At 45.3% G+C, this 20,820-nt stretch carries 21 protein-coding genes; 12 read left to right on the top strand and 9 right to left on the bottom strand.

The features are described 5' to 3' along the window. Window positions 1-101 precede the first annotated feature (101 nt). From ACTF5U_RS03600 to ACTF5U_RS03575, 6 genes are all read right to left on the bottom strand, one after another. Window positions 102-2,267, bottom strand: coding sequence for a TonB-dependent receptor family protein (locus ACTF5U_RS03600; protein WP_438970272.1), 2,166 nt, complete (start codon window positions 2,265-2,267; stop codon window positions 102-104). A gap of 112 nt (window positions 2,268-2,379) precedes the next feature. Further along, entirely contained in the window at window positions 2,380-2,598 is a 219-nt protein-coding gene (locus ACTF5U_RS03595) for a hypothetical protein (protein ID WP_438970271.1), read from the bottom strand. A gap of 22 nt (window positions 2,599-2,620) precedes the next feature. Beyond that, window positions 2,621-2,875, bottom strand: coding sequence for a hypothetical protein (locus ACTF5U_RS03590; protein WP_438970270.1), 255 nt, complete (start codon window positions 2,873-2,875; stop codon window positions 2,621-2,623). Further along, window positions 2,872-3,060: a hypothetical protein gene (locus ACTF5U_RS03585; RefSeq protein WP_438970269.1), complete on the bottom strand. Its 189-nt coding sequence runs from the start codon at window positions 3,058-3,060 to the stop codon at window positions 2,872-2,874. Before ACTF5U_RS03585 ends, ACTF5U_RS03590 begins: the two co-directional genes overlap by 4 nt. Window positions 3,061-3,200: 140 nt before the next feature. After that, complete coding sequence (gene ylqF, locus ACTF5U_RS03580) at window positions 3,201-4,124, bottom strand: ribosome biogenesis GTPase YlqF (protein ID WP_438970268.1); 924 nt, start codon at window positions 4,122-4,124, stop codon at window positions 3,201-3,203. A 69-nt stretch (window positions 4,125-4,193) separates the two neighbouring features. Then, complete coding sequence (locus ACTF5U_RS03575) at window positions 4,194-7,361, bottom strand: HD domain-containing phosphohydrolase (RefSeq protein WP_438970267.1); 3,168 nt, start codon at window positions 7,359-7,361, stop codon at window positions 4,194-4,196. Between the two features lie 173 nt (window positions 7,362-7,534). Between ACTF5U_RS03575 and efpL the strand changes: the two genes are divergently transcribed. The 5 genes from efpL to serA all read left to right on the top strand — a co-directional run bounded on the left by efpL (window position 7,535) and on the right by serA (window position 10,899). Further along, entirely contained in the window at window positions 7,535-8,101 is a 567-nt protein-coding gene (efpL, locus tag ACTF5U_RS03570; protein WP_438970266.1) for an elongation factor P-like protein EfpL, read from the top strand. A gap of 72 nt (window positions 8,102-8,173) precedes the next feature. Next, complete coding sequence (locus ACTF5U_RS03565; protein ID WP_438970265.1) at window positions 8,174-8,560, top strand: YbaN family protein; 387 nt, start codon at window positions 8,174-8,176, stop codon at window positions 8,558-8,560. Continuing rightward, window positions 8,557-9,222: a nitroreductase gene (locus ACTF5U_RS03560; RefSeq protein ID WP_438970264.1), complete on the top strand. Its 666-nt coding sequence runs from the start codon at window positions 8,557-8,559 to the stop codon at window positions 9,220-9,222. The genes ACTF5U_RS03565 and ACTF5U_RS03560 overlap by 4 nt, the downstream gene beginning before the upstream one ends. A gap of 11 nt (window positions 9,223-9,233) precedes the next feature. After that, window positions 9,234-9,581, top strand: a complete 348-nt coding sequence (locus ACTF5U_RS03555; RefSeq protein ID WP_438970263.1) for a HopJ type III effector protein — start codon at window positions 9,234-9,236, stop codon at window positions 9,579-9,581. A gap of 88 nt (window positions 9,582-9,669) precedes the next feature. Further along, on the top strand, window positions 9,670-10,899 hold the full coding sequence (gene serA, locus ACTF5U_RS03550) for a phosphoglycerate dehydrogenase (protein ID WP_438970262.1): 1,230 nt from the start codon (window positions 9,670-9,672) through the stop codon (window positions 10,897-10,899). Window positions 10,900-10,953: 54 nt separating this feature from the next. Here the strand turns inward: serA and dld are convergent, their stop codons facing one another. Next, entirely contained in the window at window positions 10,954-12,654 is a 1,701-nt protein-coding gene (gene dld, locus ACTF5U_RS03545; protein WP_438970261.1) for a D-lactate dehydrogenase, read from the bottom strand. 207 nt (window positions 12,655-12,861) lie between these two features. Between dld and ACTF5U_RS03540 the strand changes: the two genes are divergently transcribed. The 4 genes from ACTF5U_RS03540 (at window position 12,862) to ACTF5U_RS03525 (ending at window position 15,192) form a co-directional block, all read left to right on the top strand. Beyond that, on the top strand, window positions 12,862-13,659 hold the full coding sequence (locus tag ACTF5U_RS03540) for an undecaprenyl-diphosphate phosphatase (protein WP_438970260.1): 798 nt from the start codon (window positions 12,862-12,864) through the stop codon (window positions 13,657-13,659). Between the two features lie 86 nt (window positions 13,660-13,745). Further along, window positions 13,746-14,174, top strand: a complete 429-nt coding sequence (rplM, locus tag ACTF5U_RS03535; protein ID WP_438970259.1) for a 50S ribosomal protein L13 — start codon at window positions 13,746-13,748, stop codon at window positions 14,172-14,174. Window positions 14,175-14,186: 12 nt separating this feature from the next. Next, window positions 14,187-14,576, top strand: a complete 390-nt coding sequence (gene rpsI, locus ACTF5U_RS03530; RefSeq protein ID WP_438970258.1) for a 30S ribosomal protein S9 — start codon at window positions 14,187-14,189, stop codon at window positions 14,574-14,576. A 130-nt stretch (window positions 14,577-14,706) separates the two neighbouring features. Continuing rightward, on the top strand, window positions 14,707-15,192 hold the full coding sequence (locus ACTF5U_RS03525; RefSeq protein ID WP_438970257.1) for an acyloxyacyl hydrolase: 486 nt from the start codon (window positions 14,707-14,709) through the stop codon (window positions 15,190-15,192). A 6-nt stretch (window positions 15,193-15,198) separates the two neighbouring features. Here ACTF5U_RS03525 and lpxL read toward each other — a convergent pair whose 3' ends face one another. Then, window positions 15,199-16,116: an LpxL/LpxP family Kdo(2)-lipid IV(A) lauroyl/palmitoleoyl acyltransferase gene (gene lpxL, locus ACTF5U_RS03520; protein ID WP_438970256.1), complete on the bottom strand. Its 918-nt coding sequence runs from the start codon at window positions 16,114-16,116 to the stop codon at window positions 15,199-15,201. 75 nt (window positions 16,117-16,191) lie between these two features. On the opposite strand from lpxL, the gene waaA reads away from it, so the two are divergent. Both waaA and tadA read left to right on the top strand, forming a co-directional pair. Beyond that, window positions 16,192-17,460 (top strand): lipid IV(A) 3-deoxy-D-manno-octulosonic acid transferase, encoded by a 1,269-nt coding sequence (gene waaA, locus ACTF5U_RS03515; protein WP_438970255.1) that lies wholly within the window; start codon window positions 16,192-16,194, stop codon window positions 17,458-17,460. Further along, window positions 17,450-17,899, top strand: a complete 450-nt coding sequence (gene tadA, locus ACTF5U_RS03510) for a tRNA adenosine(34) deaminase TadA (protein ID WP_438970254.1) — start codon at window positions 17,450-17,452, stop codon at window positions 17,897-17,899. Before waaA ends, tadA begins: the two co-directional genes overlap by 11 nt. Here the strand turns inward: tadA and trhP are convergent. Then, window positions 17,896-19,242 carry a prephenate-dependent tRNA uridine(34) hydroxylase TrhP gene (gene trhP / locus ACTF5U_RS03505; RefSeq protein WP_438970333.1) on the bottom strand — a complete coding sequence of 449 codons (1,347 nt, stop codon included), beginning with the start codon at window positions 19,240-19,242 and terminating at the stop codon, window positions 17,896-17,898. The genes tadA and trhP overlap by 4 nt on opposite strands. Window positions 19,243-19,396: 154 nt before the next feature. Between trhP and mltF the strand changes: the two genes are divergently transcribed. After that, complete coding sequence (gene mltF, locus ACTF5U_RS03500; RefSeq protein ID WP_438970253.1) at window positions 19,397-20,794, top strand: membrane-bound lytic murein transglycosylase MltF; 1,398 nt, start codon at window positions 19,397-19,399, stop codon at window positions 20,792-20,794. The last annotated feature ends 26 nt before the right edge of the window (window positions 20,795-20,820 follow it).

Below are 20,820 nucleotides of genomic sequence, written 5' to 3'. Positions count from 1 at the left end.
TTATCCGTCAGTCAATGATAAAGTAAGATGCGTAACCTAGGAACTAAGTGATACAAAAAAGGCAGCCTAGGCTGCCTTTTTTATTCGTATTATCTGTTAAATTAAAAATCAACCAGAACACCAGCCCAGGCGGTTCGCTCAATATTTGGACGGGCACCAAATGGGCTGCGAGAGATAATCTCCTGTCGGTCAAACAAATTTTCTATTTTCACAAACACCACAGGGCCCATATCTAAACGGTAACGACTCATCAGGTCAACAGTCGTTAAAGAGTCCGTCTCATCAAACGATGAGTTAGACTTATTGCACCCTGCAACAGCACAGGTTTTGTCGATGTATTTAACCACTGCGTAGTTGTTCCAACCGCTACTATGCTCCAAACCAACACGTAAACTAGCGACATTTTCAGGAATGCTTTGTAATGTTAGACCATCCTCAGCACCGCCTTCATCGGTGGTTTCAGCATCGGTGTAGGTGTACATCAAATCAACGGGGATATCGAACTGACCAGCAGAAAACAAAGTACCTACCTGGAATTCAAGCCCCATGACTTCAGCACCACCCAATACTTCAGAGCCCGAAGTTTGGCCATTGCTACAAGGATTACCAACAGAGCACTGTTCGGCAAAGTTATTGAAGTCGCTATAAAATGCAATTGCCTCTGAGTAGAACAGTCCTTTATTAAACCGAACACCCAGCTCATAGTTATCACTGGTTTCAGGCTCATCGCCATCACGGGCTCCACCGCCCAATGGTGTCATGCCCTCATGAAAACCAGCCAGTACCTGCCAACTATCCGTGAGATCGTAGGTCGCTGAGATACCTGCCATATATTCGCGATAATCGTTTTCTCTCTGATCTTCGGGATCATCGAGCTGAGTACGAGCAGCATTAGCGTATTGATTTCGCTCTGTTTCAACGTCTTCCATACGCAGAGAAAGGTTCAGCAACAGTCGTTCTGTAATCTGGTAGTCATCAGTCAGCCACAAACTGAATGCATCAGCCTCTTCATACCGGTTATTGCTTCCAGATGGCGCTGTAGTGCTTTGATAAACAAGATTGCCATTTACCTGATCGTAGACATCAACTGGCTGATAACGATCCATTTCATCATGATGCACACGGGCACCAAAGTTTAAGTCATGTTCACCTAGCAACCAGTTAAAATTGGCTTGAACCCCGCGCGATTCATAAGAGCGGTTATTATTTTTGTATCCCAGCCCAGCAACATCACGATTACCATCGAGGATGGCTTGTGCATCAGCATTGCCACCATTGGCATCATCAAGAATATTGTCGCCTGTTTCAGGGTTATCACCGTCATATTTAAACCAGTTACGATTAAATTTGTTCTGATAAACGGTTACGGTTGAGGTCAGATTTTCACTCCAGTCAAAGACATGACTAAGATTAATACCCGTGTGATCATTATCCATCTCATCAATATGAGTCAGACCATATCGACGATTCTCATCCCGGCGGAAGTCGACATCAGTGAGGCCAGCATAAGTCTCATCGGAGTTTTCCATCGAGCGCTGAAGTTTGAACAGGAATTTGTTCCGTTCTCCTTCCCAGGACAATTTGGCTACATAGTCTTCAATCTGGAAGCCACTATTATCGTCAAAACGATCTATATCCTTGTAACCCTGATAATGACGCTGTGCGGTTTCGAGCGAGTAACCCCAGGGACCGGTTTTGCCGCCATAATTGAGATGCAGATCGGCAGCGCCACGATCATTCATCATAAACATGGCACTGCCCTGATTGGTTTCAGGAATAGGCGTAGACACTAAGTTAACAACACCACCTACTGTTTGCGGACCATAGCGTAATAACGGCGCTCCTTTGAGTACTTCAATAGAGTGCATACGTGAGGTAGTCGGGAAGTAATAGGCCGCTGGATTAGAATAAGGTGCCGGTGCAATCAGCACGCCATCTTCCATCAGGGTAATTTTTTCACTACGTCCTGGTGCCGCTGAACGGATACCGATGTTTGGACGCAAGCCGAAACCATCCTCTTCCTGAATATAGATACCAGGTACCGTTTTTAGAACTTGATTTATATCAGTTGCAGCCTCTAGTTTCAGTTGCTCATTACTCACTACAGCCGCTGAGCCTGGTAACTTTCGAACGGCTTCACTGCCACCAATGACCGTGACTGTATCCAGTTCGGCAGGAACGTCTTCAGCAAGAACAACTGATGGGTATATACTTGATGAAACCGCTATGGCAAACGATGTAGCCAATATTGTTGGTTTAAATTTCACTATGCTCTCCTATCCTCAAGTTTAAGCTGGATAGAATTATACATAGATTGCGAATCATTATCATTAACTTTCGTTACTCTTGTAACAAAACTGAATAATTGTTGTTTTTATGTCACATCATCATACGAAGTCCCGCCTGATCGAGTGCACCTGCATTAAATTCAAATAATCCTTTGCTGATATCCTGGGCATATTGTGAAAAGTGGTGTTCTGTCATTCGAATCGTGATCGAGCCCATTGTTAAATGAATCATCTGACAATCAGAGCAATATTGAATATCAACCGTTGCTGACTCATAAACGGTTGTCGGGTGACAGGATGTAGATGCCATAAAAGCTCCTTAATAAATGGGGTTAGCTATTCACAATGGGTCGTTTATCACCTGAACGATGATCACAATACATCTGCCACCATTGTTTAGAGAGTGATTGCCAATTTTGTTTGGTTGTAGGCTGATCATTTTGTGTTAACAAAAGACGATAATTTCGGCTTATCTGTAACGCCAGGCACGCAGATGGATAATGAAGATATTGATTTTCCAGTTGCTGATTGGCTGCCAGCAAACATTCTTTACGCCAGTCTGGTTGTTTTTTGAGTGGCGCATTCATGATTGCATCGTCCTCGCGGCTGCAGATAGCAGCATGTTCCAGACGCTGCGTTTGGAGGTTTTATCCAAACAATTAAAGTCGGCAGCATGAAGCTTGCCTTCGTGGATAAGCATTTCAAGCTTGTCCTGTTCAAAGGCTAAGAGAATACTGGCTTTAGTTTGGCTATTAATCTGTGCTGTTTTCATTTTTTCACCCCGCAATGACAAAGTGTGAAAATGAGTATAAACACCCATTAATCTAAATGCAAATCATTATCATTTAAAACCGAAAGACATCAATGCCTGCTTTTGAATGATTAGGTGATGAGTCGTATGGAGGTAAAGGTTTAGCGTGAAGATTGACGGTGCTTTTGTTTACGCGCGGCTTTCTTGGCAGCTTTTTGTTCACGCACCACCAGCACTTCGTTCCATTCGTGTTCGACGATGTCAGGCGTTTCCCATGTAATTTGACCCAGCATACCGGCACGCACTTCAGTCAGAATTATTTTTGCTACCCGCTCCAGATCCACTCTACCACCGGACCGCAGACAGCCCCGCTTGCTACCGATGGACTCCATTGCTTGTATACCTGAATCCGGCAAATCGGGCAGATCAAAGCGTCGCTGCAACAAATCCGGGTAGGACTCCAATAAATACTCGACCGCATAGAGTGCAATATCATCATTATCGATGGCGGTTTCTTTGATTGCACCCGTGATAGCAAGCCGGTAACCACTGTGGGGATTTTCTAGGTTGGGCCATAACACACCGGGCGTATCATGCAGCACAATGCCCTTATCCAGTTTAATACGCTGCTGCATTTTTGTGATCGCCGGTTCATTTCCTGTTTTGGCAATATGGCGACCCGCGAGACTATTGATCAACGTCGATTTCCCTACATTGGGAATACCCATGATCATGGTTTGGACATTCTTAACGCCTTGCGCTTTATTCGGTACCATTTTCAACGCGAGAGAAATCAGATCCGCTATGCGATCATTTTGTTGCGCATTCATTGTCAGGGTTTTGACGTTTATGTCTTGTTCCAGATGAGACTGCCAGATTGTGGTCAATTCCGGATCTGCGAGATCGATTTTGTTCAATACCTTAATACAGGGTTTATCGCCTCTGAGTTCAGCGAGCATTGGGTTTTGGCTGCTGAATGGCAGACGCGCGTCAAGCACTTCAATGATCAGATCCACCTGTGGCAGAATCTTTTTCATTTCTTTGCTGGCCTTGTGCATATGACCCGGATACCACTGAATCGCCATTTATTACTTACCTTGCAGCAATGCAAGCTGCCTGTTGATGTATTGTTCCATGACGACTATTTTAGCTGATCACGACTTATCAGGCTTTCTGAAATACTTGCTAATATCGATTTCATCTATTTGGGCTGCCGGCAGAAAACGCTTAGCATAATCAAGGTAGACACCGGACTCGAGGAATAACTCAAACACTTCAACATCGACATGATTGTTTTGCACCATGCTGTACAAAATATCCAATGCCACACTAACGGGCTTGGCTTTCTTATAGGGTCTATCGGCCGCCGTTAAGGCTTCATAGATATCTGACAACACCATAATACGTTCTGGCGTGGACAATTGATCACCGGTCAATTTACGTGGGTAGCCTGTTCCCTTCATGGTTTCATGATGGGTTGAAGCATATCGTGGTACGCGTTTCAGTTCCTCCGGGAAGGGCAAGCTTTCCAGCATTTTGATTGTGCTGATCATATGCTCATTGATTTTGAAGCGATCTTCAGCGCTTAGCGTGCCTCTGGATATGGATAAGTTATATAACTCACCTTGATTATAGAGGTAATGTGGTACCTCCATCTTGATCCCTAACTTAGGATCGTAATCAGTACTGTGATGACGTTCGATTAATTGCTCAGGTTTATCGACCAGTAATTTCTCTGTGGCGGGAAGTGGTCTGGGTGCAGAGCTGAGTCGGGCTTTTTCACCAGATGATAGACCCACTTGATCATCAAAATAACGTTGCCAAGTAATCTCTGCCAGTTCCTGAAGACGTGCTACATCTTCTTCACTAATGAACTCACCGCCGACATTAGCATTAGCAATAAACGCAAACTCATCACGCAACTTCTGCTGTTTTATGTGTTTGGCTTTCTCAAGTTCAGCGGCATCAGCACCGGGCTCAGCTTTTTCGATTAAATAATCAATTTCAGCATCACGCCACAGCACTTCAAATCGCATTCTGACTTCATGAATGCGGTTATAAATGGTTTCCAGTTTGGTACCTTTATCAATGATGTGCTCTGGCGTCGTAATTTTGCCGCAATCATGCAGCCATGCCGCTACCTGAAATTCGCGCCATTCTTCTTTAGATTTGAAGGCAAAGTCTTTAAACGGTCCTTCTGTGGTTTCTTCTGCCTCTCTTGCCAGCATAAAGGCCAACTGCGGAACACGCTCACAGTGTCCGGCAGTATGCGGTGACTTATCATCGATAGCCTGTGCGATCACTTTAATAAAGGCATCCAGCAACTCTTCCTGCTGTTTTTCATGGCGTTGAATGGCAGCAGACATATTGCTCATCGACGCAGCTAAATCCCCCACTTCGACAATATCGCTCTGGACATTGGTGACTTCTTTATAACGACGTTGTGTGATTTTTTCACTGTCATCCGCTAGTTTGCGAATTGGATTAACGATGGGCGAAGCCAGTAACCATGATATCGGCAAAAGTAAAAACAAAGCGGCGGATGTAAGCGCAATGGATGTTTTAACTTTCGACAGTCCCGGCGCCAGTACCGTATCAACCGGCGTCACAATCGCAAAGTAATCCTGTTTACCCTCGGACTCACCAAAAGGCGTTGCATACACAAAATGTTCACGGCCATCTAATGTGATTGTTTCCAGCCCCTCTGGCACCCCTTGTTGAGCTATTTTTATCAGCTCAGCATAAGGCACGGCCCCCAGTTGCCGAATCATTTTAGTGCCTCCTTCCAGCCATTTTTGGGAAAGCGCTTTTTTATGCTCGGGGCCGAGATTCGCCAGAGCCAGATTAAACAGCTGAGTCATACCTGACGTTGACTTGTTAATCATAAAATGCAGCGACATCGGCATAGCCGTATCGCCGAAATCCAGTGGTTGATTCAACACCACATCATCAATGAAGAACTGTTGCGCTGTGTAATTCAGAATCGGGGCAGTATCAATTGCGGCATCTGCTTCACCATTTCTGACCGCATCAAACATGGCACGGACATTCTCTACACGGACAATATTAATCTCAGGAAAGCTGTCCTGCAGGTTATTCGCGACTGACCACCCCTGAGGTATAGCTACTGTTTTTCCGGCCAATTCATCAATATGACTGATAGACGTAGCACCTTCAGGGGTGATAACGCCATAAGGAACCTGTAAAAACGGTTCAGTCAGCTCTCCCAACCATTGTTTATTTTCATCAAAAAAGACGGGTTGCAAAACATCCAGCTCGTTTGCCACAAACATCTCTGCGAGTTCATTCCATGACAGACCATTCACATAGCGAATTGAAAGCCCGGTCATGTCAGAAATATAGTTAAGCACGTCAATGGCATAACCATAGGGTTGCCCTGATGCTGCAAAATTTATTGGCGGCCAGTCAATTTCGTTTGAAACGGTCAGATATTCAATGCTCTCGATCAATTCCTGCTGCTCAGGGGATAGCGAAATTTCCGGCGCTGTGGGTAAAGGTTTCGATTTACGTGATTTTTGATTAGAAGCAATAATTTCGCCGGTTTCCTGATAAAGATAGATTTCACTATCCTCACTCAACTCTTGTTGCTGCAAGAAACTCGATAATGATGCCAGCGTTATATCAACGGCTAAGACAGCATTATTGGCTTTAATTCTGGTCGAATAGGTTTCTCCCGGCTCTTGCAAGTGCTGAAACAGATAGGGTGCCGTCTTATTGACTGAATCGGTGGTGGCATCAACAAACCAGGGCCGTTTACGAGGGTCATAGTCCGTTTTATGGGTCCGCACTTTTCGGGAGTTGAATTCTGCATCAAAGAATTCGAATCGCCGCATACGCTGCGTCCCTTTGCCGGTCACTCTGGTCATGACCCACCGGTCTTCAGCTTCAGCTTGTAGCTGTCCACGTACGTTCGGCGCTGCATCTAGATTGATCAGCTGATATAAATCACCGTTGTCAAAGCCAATATAAATCGAATAGAACGATGGGTTGCGTTGCATTGCTTCAGCAAACAGCTGCCTAGAATCCAGGCTGATATTGCTGCCACTTTCAAAACGGGTGAACTGACTGAGGATTTTTGTTGCTGAGGCTGAGCGGCTATCTACTGTGGTTAAGTAATCGCTGGTACTGTCAGCTGTTCTCTTATAGACAGCTAAAGTAGCGTCCGTAGCCATACTGGTACTGAAAAAGTATTGAAGACTAATCGCAACCGAGGCTGTCACCAGCGTCGCAAACAAGAAAAATCCGATAACTGTGGCACGTATTGAAATACGGATACGTTTGCCTGCTAACCATGACAACATTAAAGAATTCCTCATTCGCTGCGACCGCCTCTCATCCAAGGGTCATAGTGCCGATGGAAATAAGGTTAGATCGTCTGACTTTATTACTTATATGAACTTTATATCACCACAAGCACAGTTAAACCACTTTCAGGTTGGGTATAATGCGCAATTTTATCTGCAGAGCACATAAAATGCCGAAAGCAAGCGAACTAAAACGCGGAATGGTCGTTGAAATGGTCAATGAACCCTACATTGTCAGAGATATCGAAATTCGCAACCCATCATCTCGCGGTGCAGCGACGTTATATAAGGTCCGCTTCAATCATCTCAAGAACAAACAAAAACGCGATGAATCATTCAAAGGCGAAGATTTTCTGAAAGAGGCCGACTGTGAGAGAAAACTAATTCAATTTTCTTATCAGGACGGTGAGACTTATGTATTCATGGATAATGAAACTTTCGAACAGTATGTCATTGATGGAGGCGATATTAAAGATGAATTAGGCTTCATCAGCGAAGGACTGGATAATCTTGTTGCCGTTCTTTTGGAGCAGCAACTTATTGCTATTGAACTGCCTGCATCGGTTAACTTAGAGATTATCGAAACCTCACCAGCCATTAAAGGCGCAACTGCCGCAGCCCGAACTAAACCTGCTACATTATCAACAGGTCTCGAAGTGCAGGTACCGGAATATATTGAAAATGGTGAAAAGATCAAAATTAATACCGCAACCGCTAAGTTTATGTCCCGGGCTTAATGCTTCAAAAACCATTGATTCGCCATGCAGCTCCCGTGTAGATGAATTCAGGATGATTACCCCCCGTTAACGATGCAAAAAAAAATCAAACAGTATGCGTTTATCAGTCTGGGCTGGGTCTTCATTGCATTGGGTGCGATCGGCATGGTGTTACCGTTATTACCTACAACGCCTTTTTTAATACTGGCATTAGCTTGTTTTGCCGAAAACTCTCCCCGTTTTCACGCTATGCTGCTCCGGCATAAGTGGTTTGGTCCACCACTTAAGCAGTGGGAAAAAAATCACTCAATCCGGCCTAGTGTGAAAAAAAAGGTCTATCTGCTGATCCTCATCACTTTCGGCATTTCCATCAGTGTTCTATGGGGACGAATCGGGTTACAGCTGATGTTGGTCGGGATCTGTTTGATCCTGTTATGGTTTATTTCTCGAATTAAAGAATCAGAGAATATAATTAAATGAATGTCAGTGAGACTATTATACAGCGCCATTCCGTTAGGCGGTTTCTGGATAAAAACGTGACTTCCGACCAGGTAGTGCAATTACTGGATATCGCTCGGCATGCACCATCCGGCGCCAATACACAACCCTGGCAAGTGGCCGTGTTATCAGGTGAGCATAAAACAAATCTGACACAGCAAATTGTCACCGCTTTTGAGAAGGGTGAAACGGACACACCGGACTACGAGTATTATCCGACTGCCTGGCAGGAGCCCTATCTGAGTCGCCGCCGAGCATGTGGCTTGCAGCTTTATCAAAGTCTGGGCATTGAACGCAAAGACAGACCCGCACAAAAAGCCCAATGGGCAGCTAACTATCGTGCCTTTGATGCGCCGGTGATGATGCTGTTCTGGATGGAGGGTGTGATGCAAACGGGCTCGTTTATGGACTTCGGTATGTTTCTGCAATCGTTAATGCTCGCTGCAACTGATGCCGGTCTTGCGACCTGCCCTCAGGCTGCCTTAGCGGAGTATCCAAACATTATCAAACCTGCTTTGAACATTTCTGATGACGCCATTTTGTTATGCGGTATGGCGCTGGGTTACGAAGACACTTCCGCCCCAGTGAACCATTACCGGACAGCGCGCGAAGCAGTCGATTCCTTTACACATTTCTACAAATAAACGGAGAACACATGCAATTGCAGGACTTTTTGACACAATTATCCAGTGCACCAGAGACCATCGAATTTGATGACACTATGGCGGTTATTGATGCCCATTATGACTTCGCACCCACTGCATTTAGCAATGGTAATTGTGATAATGAGGCGGGCCAGAACAACGGTTCATGCAAAATTCTGGCCTTTGGCCAACTGAATGACTTAAGTCCTCAGCAGACATTAGCCTGCTTCGGAAAATTCTACCGCGATGATGTGCTGGCAAACCCAAACGGGCAGGATCACCAAAATATTCGTCAATTTATAAAATCAGGTTGGTCCGGTGTTGTTTATGCCGGGCAGCCGCTAACGCTCAAGCAATAAACACTTATAAATGCGTTTGATAATAAGAAGATATGATATTATCTCCGCTTTGCAAAACTCCCCTTTTACCCAAAACAGATAGACACAAATGGAATTACAACCAAACGAAAAGTCTGATGCACGCTTTCTTTTACTCGAAGGTGTTCACCAAAACGCAGTGACCACGCTTGAAAATGCAGGCTATACAAATATCGAATACATTACCCATGCCCTTGATGAAGAGTCACTTATCGAAAAAATCAAAGGCGTTCGCTTTATTGGTGTTCGGTCGCGTACCCAGCTGACAAAAAAAGTGCTGGACGCAGCGGATAGATTGGCGGCGATAGGCTGCTTTTGTATCGGTACCAACCAAGTTGACCTGCACACGGCAAAAATTAAAGGCATTCCTGTTTTCAATGCGCCGTACTCCAATACACGCTCTGTAGCAGAGTTAGTCATCGGACAGTTAATTCTACTTTTACGTGGTATTCCCGAAAAAAATCATGCTGTTCACAACGGCAGTTGGCCTAAATCAGCCAAAGCTTCTAATGAAGCGCGTGGTAAAACGTTGGGAATCGTCGGTTACGGTAGTATTGGCTCACAACTTTCGGTATTGGCTGAAAGCCTTGGTATGAATGTTATTTATTATGATGTCGTTACTAAACTGCCTCTGGGTAACGCCAACCAAGTCGGCACAATGCATGAGTTATTAAGACAATCGGACGTGGTAACGCTTCATGTTCCAGAAGTTGATTCAACCAAGAACATGATGAAAAAAGCACAGTTTGAACAAATGAAAGAGGGGGCAATTTTCATTAATGCGGCCCGCGGTTCTTGTGTCGATATCGACGATCTGGCTGAAGCCATTGAGACGAAGAAGTTAGCAGGAGCAGCGATTGACGTATTTCCGTCTGAACCTAAATCCAATGAGGAACCCTTAGATTCGCCCCTAAGAGGCCATCCAAATGTGATATTGACACCCCATATCGGTGGTTCAACTGTTGAAGCTCAAATAAATATCGGTCTCGAAGTCGCTGAGAAATTTATACAATATGCGAATTACGGTAGCACTGTATCTGCTGTCAACTTCCCTGAAATTGCTATGCAACAGCAACCTGATACACACCGCATCCTGCATATCCATCATAATCAACCGGGCGTTCTCTCGCATGTGAATCAGTTATTTGCCAAGCACAATATCAATATTGTTGGTCAAAGCATGATGACGCGAGATGAGATTGGTTATTTAATGCTGGACGTTAATAAATTGGACACTAAACTCGCCTTCGAGAATCTTCACAGTGTTGAAGGAACCATTCGCTTACGCGTTTTATATTAACGTTTGCGGCATTGACAAGAGAGAGGCCTGTTTGTGTTAGCAAACAGGCCTTTTTTATTTTTCAGACCAATTTCTTAGTTTACTGGTTTTACCAATACCTGGATTAAAAGTGTTGGTAGGATCCAATGCTCTATAGAATGATTTCAGTACCGGTTTAGCAGAATATTCATGACCCACATTATGTTCTGCAGGATACTCAGCCCCTCGCGCATCAAACGAAGTCAATATTTTTTGTTTTAGCTGCTTAGCATCAACACCTTTCTTGAGTACATAATTCTGATGCATGACATGACAAAATAAATGGCCATAGTAAAATTTAGCATCAATTAAACTATCGATTTCTGGCGGCAACTCCTCAAACCACGTCTCTTCATTGCGTCGAAGAGCCACATCGACCGTCATCATCGGACCAACATCTTTGCGTTTCATAATATGGTAACGCCCGATAGCGCCCCCGGCGACGAACCGATGCAATATCGCTTTTTTTCCCTCATCCTGGGTACATTCGAAATAACTGCCCTCGTTTGAAGCAAAAAATTGCTCTAAATAAGCTCTCGCCTCTTCAATACCTTCACCACTCATCTCTACAATCCAGTGGTGCTGATATTGCTTGTGATACTGCTCCATGCGTTTCGGCAAATGATTGGGCCATAGGTAGCTAAGGCCTTGCATAATGCGATCAGAGATTTTGCTTGGCAAGAAAGTCAGTTTGTCGGCAAACCTGTCTACAGTCCTTTTGATGTTAAACATCATAGGAATGTATTTTGATCCCAGTTTTTCGATGACTAAAAACGTATCTTTACCGTATTTTTTGCTGACTGCGTAACAGTCCCGATGTAGATACTCGCCCGAGACAGGTAAATTTGTGAATGTTGACAACATGTCTCGGCGTATTTTTTCAAAAACAGAAGCATCGTTGCTACCAATGTAAAACACTTGCTCGTTCTCTATAGGATAAGTATCCAGTCGAACCGCAAAGACAGCTAATTTGCCAGCGCAACCAGAAGCCTCATGAAGTCGTCGGCCATCATTATTAAATCTCGCAGGTGTGTCGGCATCAACCTCCCTCACTCGCTGATGATAATCCTGATCAGAGGCTAATTTATCCGTGTGTTGAATATCTGCCTGGCTATAGTTTTTGTTTTCAAGATTGGACAGGATTTGCTCTGGCGAGGAACCAAGTTCTATTCCCAGGTTATTGATTAACTTCAGCTCTCCATCAGCATTTACTTCCGCATACAGAGCTAGCTCTGTATAGGCTGGACCACGCTGCACTAGGGCACCACCAGAGTTATTACAAACACCACCGACGATTGACGCACCAATACAAGAAGAACCGATCACAGAATGCGGTTCACGACCATAAGGTGCCAGCGTCTCTTCTAAGCCAAATAACGTGCTTCCTGGAAAGCCTATGATTTGCTTTGCGTTATCAAGAAGCTGTATATCATCAAGCCGCATGGTGTTGATTATGACCATATCACGGTCATAATCATTACCGTATGGCGTTGAACCACCCGTTAACCCGGTATTAGCCGCTTGCATGATAATAGCCAGGTCGTGATTTACACAGAGAGTCAATACACGCCATATTTCGATTAACGTAGCCGGTTTTACGACAGCTAATGCTTCACCTGAACCAAAACGATATCCCTGTGTATAAGGTTGTTTCTTGGCCGTATCGATTAAAGTGTATTTTGAACCAACTATTGACTCTAATTGATTGATGATGGCGCCAGTGTTCGCGTCAGACATTTTCTTTACTCGGTGAATTATTTTGATGAGCGAGGCATTCTCGCCTTGTGGTCTGATTATACCTAAATTCTGCTATTTTTATTCTCCCCTCCTTCTGAGTTTAGCTATCATGTTTACTCAAAAATGCTCATCCGATGGTTATAAAGTGGCGGGCATTGGGCATCTACCCTATTATGGAAAACTTTCTTAAAAACACAGCGGCGACTTATGGACTTTATTCAGATTCTTGCTTTAGCCCTGCTTCAGGGACTTACTGAGTTTCTTCCAATATCAAGCTCTGCCCACCTGATCCTGTTGCCTATTATTGCAAACTGGCAGGATCAGGGCCTTGCTTTTGATGTTGCCGTGCATGTGGGCACGCTAACCGCGGTAATATTTTATTTTCGTCATACCTTGAAGAAAATTTCTGCTGACTGGTTTAAATCTTTAGCAACAAGGCAAAGTATCGGCGAGAGTCGCCTTGCCTGGGCTGTTTTATTCGGCACCATTCCGGTGGGTATAGCTGGCTTGCTATTAGGTGACTGGATAGAAACCGCTTTGCGCAGCCCGCTGGTCATTGCCACAACCACCCTCCTGTTTGGTTTACTACTCGGTTATGCAGACTGGCAGGGTAAGAGAACACGAACTGAGCAAAGCCTTCAGTGGCATGACGTTTTATTTATAGGTGTTGCACAGGCCATCGCTCTGATTCCCGGCACTTCGCGCTCGGGCATCACGATCACCGCCGGCTTAATGATGGGCCTGACTCGCGAGGCCGCTGCACGCTTCTCTTTTCTACTTTCAATACCTGTAATTTTATTAGCAGGTGGACTTAAGACGATTGAACTCGTACAATCCTCCTCTCACATTGACTGGGTATCGCTAATTTCTGGTGCTCTGTTTTCCGGTATCAGTGCTTATCTGTGCATATTTCTGTTTTTGAAAATGCTGGATCGAATTGGCATGATGCCATTTGTTATTTATCGCCTGATATTAGGTGGACTTTTACTATGGCTGTTTATCTAAGTTATTGTTGACAGTCGCGCATTCTATGCGTACTATTCTTCCTCTTTATTTGGACCGCCTGCGTAATTATCAGGAGCAACTCGCGGATGAAAACCATAAGTGCAAAACCAGCAGAAGTTCGTCGTGACTGGTTCGTAATTGATGCTAACGGCAAAACTCTGGGCCGTATGGCAACTGAAATCGCGCGTCGCCTGCGTGGTAAACATAAAGCTATTTACACGCCTCACGTTGACACCGGTGATTACATCGTTGTGATTAATGCAGAGAAACTGCGTGTATCTGGCAACAAAATGAGAGACAAGACTTATTATCACCACACTGGTCACATCGGTGGTATTAAATCTATCTCACTGGAAAAGCAACTTGCTAAAGCACCTGAGCGTGTTATCCAGTCTGCTGTTAAAGGTATGCTTCCTAAGAACCCATTAGGTCGTTCTATGTTCAGCAAGTTGAAAGTTTACGCTGGCGAACAACACCCTCATACAGCTCAACAGCCTAAAGCGCTGGAAATCTAATCGGATATTGTTATGGCAGATTCATACTACGCAACAGGTCGTCGCAAAAGCTCTACCGCTCGTGTTTTCATTAAACCGGGTAGCGGTGACATCTCAATTAATACACGTACACTGGAAGACTATTTCGGTCGTGAAACCTCACGCATGGTTGTTCGTCAGCCTTTAGAGCTGGTCGACATGCTTGAAAAATTTGACCTGAAAATCACTGTTCGCGGTGGTGGAAACAATGGTCAGGCCGGTGCGATTCGTCACGGAATCAGCCGCGCATTGGTTGAATACGATAGCGAACTGAAAACAGAACTACGTAAAGCAGGCTTTATCACGCGTGATGCTCGTGCTGTTGAACGTAAGAAAATCGGTCTTCACAAAGCGCGCAAACGTCCACAATTCTCAAAACGTTAATTGTCGACACCTGCTTTGCAGTCATTAAAAAAGGCTATCTACGGATGGCCTTTTTTTTGCGCTGCACTTGTTTGATTTTTAATTTTCATGCTATAAAAAGTTATCTCACATTTTGTGCATGGAATTGCAAATGAGAAATTTACTCGCAATGGGCTTTTTATCTTTTGCCCTATCTCCACTGGTCTATGCTGATGACAGCCATTCTTTCGCGTTTTCTGCAGGAGCCTTTGAGGCTTTTGACAGCGATGAGAGTGCTGCCGAGCTCGGCATCGAGTACCGTTTTGCTCCGCTTGAGTCACTATTTAACCTGAGACCTACCCTAGGCGTAGCAATCAATAATGATGGCAGTTATTGGGCAACCGCCGGAGTCCGTTACGATTATGCAATAAACACAAAATGGGTTCTGACACCTCATTTTTCTGTTGTCGGTTATGAAGATGGCGCGGGACTGGATCTGGGACACGGACTTGAGTTTCGCACAGGGCTAGACCTTGCATACAGGCTGACTGACGTTAGTCGATTGGCTTTGGGCGTATACCATATGTCTAATGCCGATTTAGGAGATGACAACCCGGGCTCGGAGTCGATCATTCTCACATACAGTTTCGACCTATAGCGGGATTTAAAGGTTTTTGTACATGGAGCCTTTCTTGCCGTTTGGTTGCGTTTTGAAACGGCGATGAACCCATAGATATTGTTCCGGGGTTTTCCTTATTTCCTGTTCCAGCCAGTCATTGATGCGTTGCGCATCAGCTAACTCATCTCCGCTTGGGTATCCTTCCCAGGCTTTGCCGATAGTGACCGTGTAACTTCCATCTGACTCGCGTCTAGGCACGAAGGGGACAATCCTTGCCCCGGTCATTTTAACCATCCGCGCTGTTGCTGGAATGGTGGCTGCCGGCACACCAAAAAATCTGGCAAAGACACTGGTTCTTTTACCAAAATCCTGATCAGGTGCATACCAAACCACTTTATTCTTTTTTAATGCACGTAACATAGCACGCGGATCTTCCCGCATAACGATGCCTTCACTATGAAACGTGCGTGAGCGCACCATCACCGCATTGAAAAGTTTATTTTTAAGGTGCCTGAACATGACATAAGCAGGCGTTTTTAACATAATTAGACGCCCTCCCAACTCCATACTGGTGAAGTGCCCGGTGAGTAAAATCACACCTTTTCCTTCGGCTTTCGCCTGCTCCAGATGTTCCAAGCCTTCATAGCGTACCCGCTTTGACAGGTTACGATCACTTGCCCACCAGCTCATCGCGGTTTCAATCATCATCATCCCCATGGTGCGAAGCGAGTCATTCAGTAATTTTTCACGCTCTTCATCGGTTAATTCTGGAAAACATAATTGCAGGTTACGCCGTGCAATTTTCGCCCGGGATTTCATAAAAGGACGTAATAAAGCACCCAATGACATACCAATCGCTAACTGAACTTTGCCAGGTAAATACACAGACAAACGCATCAGCAGTAAGCCAAACCAACTTAGCCAATAGCGGGGATGTAAAAACGGTTTCTGGAAAATTTTCATTCAGGTGGATTCAGTATTCAATGATGCGCCTATGCTATCATTCCTGCTCAATTTACGCTTATAAATGAGTCTGCTTTGAGAGTTCTTTACAGCATCGTTTTTGTTCTGGTGATTCCATTAATTTTGCTGCGTCTGATCTGGCGGGGTAGCCGTGCTTCAGCTTATTTCAAACGTTGGGATGAACGCTTTGGTATCACACCCGCACCTTCATCCGATAAACCCGTTATATGGTTACATGCGGTGTCTGTTGGTGAAGTCGAAGCCGCCCGGCCATTAGTCAGCTCCCTTCGTGAAAATTATTCCGATCATCAGATCCTGATCACCACAATGACACCCACAGGCAGTGCGCGTGTACGCAAGTTGTATGGTGATGACGTTCTACATTGCTACCTGCCGTACGATCTTCCATTTGCCGTGAGACGTTTCCTGAAAACAGCCAACCCCTCTGTGGGCATCATTATGGAAACCGAGTTGTGGCCAAACCTTATCCACCACAGCGCTAAACTGAATATTCCTTTAGTACTGGCAAATGCCCGTCTATCAGCCCGGTCTGCGGCAGGCTATCAACGCATCGCAAAGCTGTGTAAACAGATGCTACAGCACTTCAGCTTGATTGCCGCGCAATCTCAGGATGACCGCCAACGACTGATTAACCTTGGTGCAGATAAGACCAGAGTCCATGCAGTAGGTAATTTAAAGTTTGAAATATCTTTAGCGGCCAGCATTAATGAACAGGCAGAGGCCATGCGTTCGCTTTGGGGCAACCGGCCTGTTTTCATTGCTGCCAGTACGCATGAGGGTGAGGATGAAATTATTCTCAATGCGTCCCGTCGAATTCGTGCTGAGTTTCCAGATCTGCTCTTAATTATTGTGCCAAGACATCCCGAACGTTTCGATCGCGTCGCAGCCCTAAGTCAACGTGCGGGCTTCAAAATTTTACGTCGCAGTGAAAATGGCATGTGTACCAAAGCCATTCAGGTTCTGGTTGTCGATACCATGGGCGAACTGCCTTTATTTTACGGTAGCAGTGATGTTGCATTTGTGGGTGGAAGCCTAGTACCGAGTGGCGGACATAACCTGCTGGAACCTGCAGAACTAGGCAGAGCCGTTTTAATTGGCCCTCACTATTTTAATTTTAACGAAATAAGTCAGCAATTTATTCAAGCGAAAGCCGCAATTCAAATTGATAGCAGTGAAACATTAGCTGAGGCTGTGATTGATCTTCTGAGTCATCCACAAAAAAGAGCTGCAATGGGTGAAGCCGGTAAAAATCTCATTGAACACAGCAAAGGCGCCAGTAACCGTCTACTTAATCTGATTAAGAGGCATATTAATGTCGGATGATGCAAAGTGGATGCAACGTGCTCTGGAACTGGCAGCATTTGCAGAAAAACAGGGTGAAGTACCGGTAGGCGCTGTGATCGTGCTTGATAATGAAATTATTGGTGAAGGGTGGAACCAGCCGATTTTAAGTAGCGATGCAACGGCACATGCCGAGATTATCGCCTTACGTCAGGCCTGTGAGCGTATGCAGAACTACCGCATTCCCGGTGCTGACATGTACATTACTCTGGAACCTTGCGTAATGTGCGCTGGCGGGCTGGTCCATGCTCGTATAAACCGACTCATATTCGCATCCAAAGAACCTAAAACCGGTGCCGCCGGCAGCTGTGTCGATGTGTTCAACCTCCCCAATCTCAATCACCGTGTGCAATGTGAATCAGGCCTATTAGCTGAGCAAAGCAGCGACATGCTGCGGCGGTTCTTCCGTGCTCGCCGCTAGAGATATTTAGAGACTATCGCCCGCTCGGGTGGCTGCCCCTGAAAAGGAATATAGACCTCATGACCACTTCCCGGCGCGATATCAACAGACTCTAATTTCTTGTCCAAGAGCTGCTCCAGTACAAATTTCCGATTGCCTGAGGGCGTAATCAACTCGAGACGGTCACCGATAGCAAAGCGATTTTTAACGTTCACTTTCAGCAGCTGCCTGTCTTTATCAACCGCAGTCATCTCACCCACATACTGCTGACGCTCACTGCTGGAATAACCATGCAGGTAATTCTGCTGTTCCTGTGTTGGATGCCGCTGGTAAAAACCATCGGTATAGCCGCGATTAGCGAGATTATCCAACTTGCTAATCAGGGTAGGGTCGAAGGCTTTACCTGCCATTGCATCATTAATCGCCTGACGGTATATCTGCGCCGTTCGGGCAACATAATAGAGGGACTTGGTCCGGCCCTCGATTTTGAGCGAGTCAATGCCAATTTTCACCAGCCGCTCGATATGTTGCACGGCTCGCAGATCTTTCGAGTTCATAATATAGGTGCCATGTTCATCCTCGAATATTGGCATCATTTCACCGGGGCGATTTTTTTCTTCTATCAGGTAAACCTGGTCAGCCAAAGGATGCCGCTGTTGACCACCACAGTCAGACAGACCACTCTGATTGATCTCATCAAAAGCCTGAAAGTCTATTTTTTGCGGCGCATCATCATTGCCATTACTGCTGTGGGTTTTGTATTCCCAGCGACAAGCGTTAGTACAGGTGCCTTGATTGGGATCCCGGTGATTGAAATAACCGGACAAAAGGCAGCGGCCTGAATAAGCGATACAGAGTGCTCCGTGTACAAACACTTCCAGTTCCATTTCCGGACACTGTTGACGGATTTCTTCAATCTCATCCAGTGACAATTCCCGTGACAGGATCACCCGGCTCAGCCCCAGCGACTTCCAGAACTTCACTGCCTGGTAATTAACGGTATTCGCCTGCACCGATAAATGCACCGGCATTTCCGGCCAGCGCTCACGTACCATCATGATCAGGCCGGGATCAGCCATAATCAATGCATCCGGGCCCATTTCAATCACCGGTTCCATATCTGCAATATAGGTCTTGAGCTTGGCGTTATGTGGCATCAGGTTACTGGCGACAAAGAATTTCTTATTCAACTTGTGTGCTTCATTGATACCCTGTGCCATCACCGCCAGTTTATGAAAGTCATTGTTTCTGACTCGCAGACTGTAACGTGGCTGCCCGGCATAGACGGCATCAGCACCAAAAGCATAGGCATAACGCATATGCTCCAGGCTGCCGGCTGGAAGCAATAATTCAGGCGCATTCATCGGCAATATATCCACATAAAAAAAGTGTGAATTATAATGCATTTATGAATTTTTCCAATGAAAACAGATATATTTGTCAGATAAAAAACTCTGACGGGTGCAATGAGGTCGATATAAGGAGATAATTCATGCGTTTTCTTACCGAGGAATATCTTTGAAAACAATCACGATTTTTTTGCTAACACTGTGCATGTTGACCGCTTGCGGAGAAGCACAGCCGCATCTGGATGAAATCCAGGATCGCGGTGAACTCCGCGTACTGAGTCGTTATGGCTTAACCAGTTATTACATTAAAGGTGACACGATAGCCGGTTTTGAGTATGAACTGGCTCAGAAGTTTGCTGACAGACTTGACGTTACATTAAAAATCATCGTGCCCGATAATCTGGGCGATATGCTCAGACTCATTGAGCAAGGTCAGGCTGATATTGCAGCTGCAGGCCTCACAGTAACTGAGCAACGTAAAAATCATATCCGTTTCGGGCCTGTCTACCATGAAGTCACTCAACAACTTGTCTACAAAAATGGCAATCCAAAGCCAGGCGATATTACTGAAGTCGTTGACGGACAATTGGAAGTCGTTGCCGATAGCAGTCATGTTGAACAATTACAGACCTTACAAGAAGAATTCCCTGATCTGTATTGGCGGGAAAATGATGAACTCGATAATAGTGGCCTGCTGGAGTTGGTACAACTCGAGTTAATTGACTACACCATCATTGATTCCAATGAAATGTCGGCTAATCAAAGCCTATTTCCGGAATTACGGGTTGCATTCGATATTTCAGAGCCTCAAGCGCTGGCCTGGGCATTACCGATTGCAGAAGATGATAGTCTTTATCATGAATTAATGGCATTTTTTGAAGATCTGGAAGCTTCAGGAGAACTCGACAAATTAATTGAAAAATACTACGGCCATATCCGCCGTTTTGATTATGTCGACACCCGAGCCATCCACCGTCGAATTCAGACACATCTGCCGTTGTATAAGGACATGTTTCAGCAAGCCGGTGAACAACACCAATTTGATTGGCATTTGTTAGCCGCTATGTCTTACCAGGAATCCCACTGGAATCGTGATGCTGTATCTAGTACTGGGGTCCGGGGTTTAATGATGCTTACCCAAGCAACAGCCCGGGAAATGGATGTGACAGACCGAGAGGATCCCGAACAAAGTATCTTTGCCGGCGCAGCTTATCTGGCCGAAATGTATTCAAGACTGCCTGATGGTATTAAACCACCAGACCGTATCTGGTTTGCGTTGGCTGCCTATAATGTGGGGCTCGGCCATTTGGAAGATGCGCGCGTTTTGACGCAGACTTTAGGCAAAAACCCCAATTCATGGAGCGATGTACGTGAAACATTGCCCTTGTTATCTAAAAAGAAATGGTTCTCGCAAACACGATATGGTTATGCTCGAGGAAGTGAGCCGGTGCGCTATGTGCAAAATATTCGCCGTTACCTGGACGTACTGCTTCATCACGATGATGCCAGCAGCCCGGTGATCACACCCGTGTCACCGGCAGGTCAAACGATTCCTGAAGCCCTATAATAAAAAGCCCGGTGAACCGGGCTTCT

It is taken from the genome of Methylophaga sp., assembly GCF_965655755.1.
In the GTDB taxonomy this organism is placed as follows: domain Bacteria; phylum Pseudomonadota; class Gammaproteobacteria; order Nitrosococcales; family Methylophagaceae; genus Methylophaga.
This window is presented reverse-complemented; position numbering and strand designations above follow the sequence as displayed.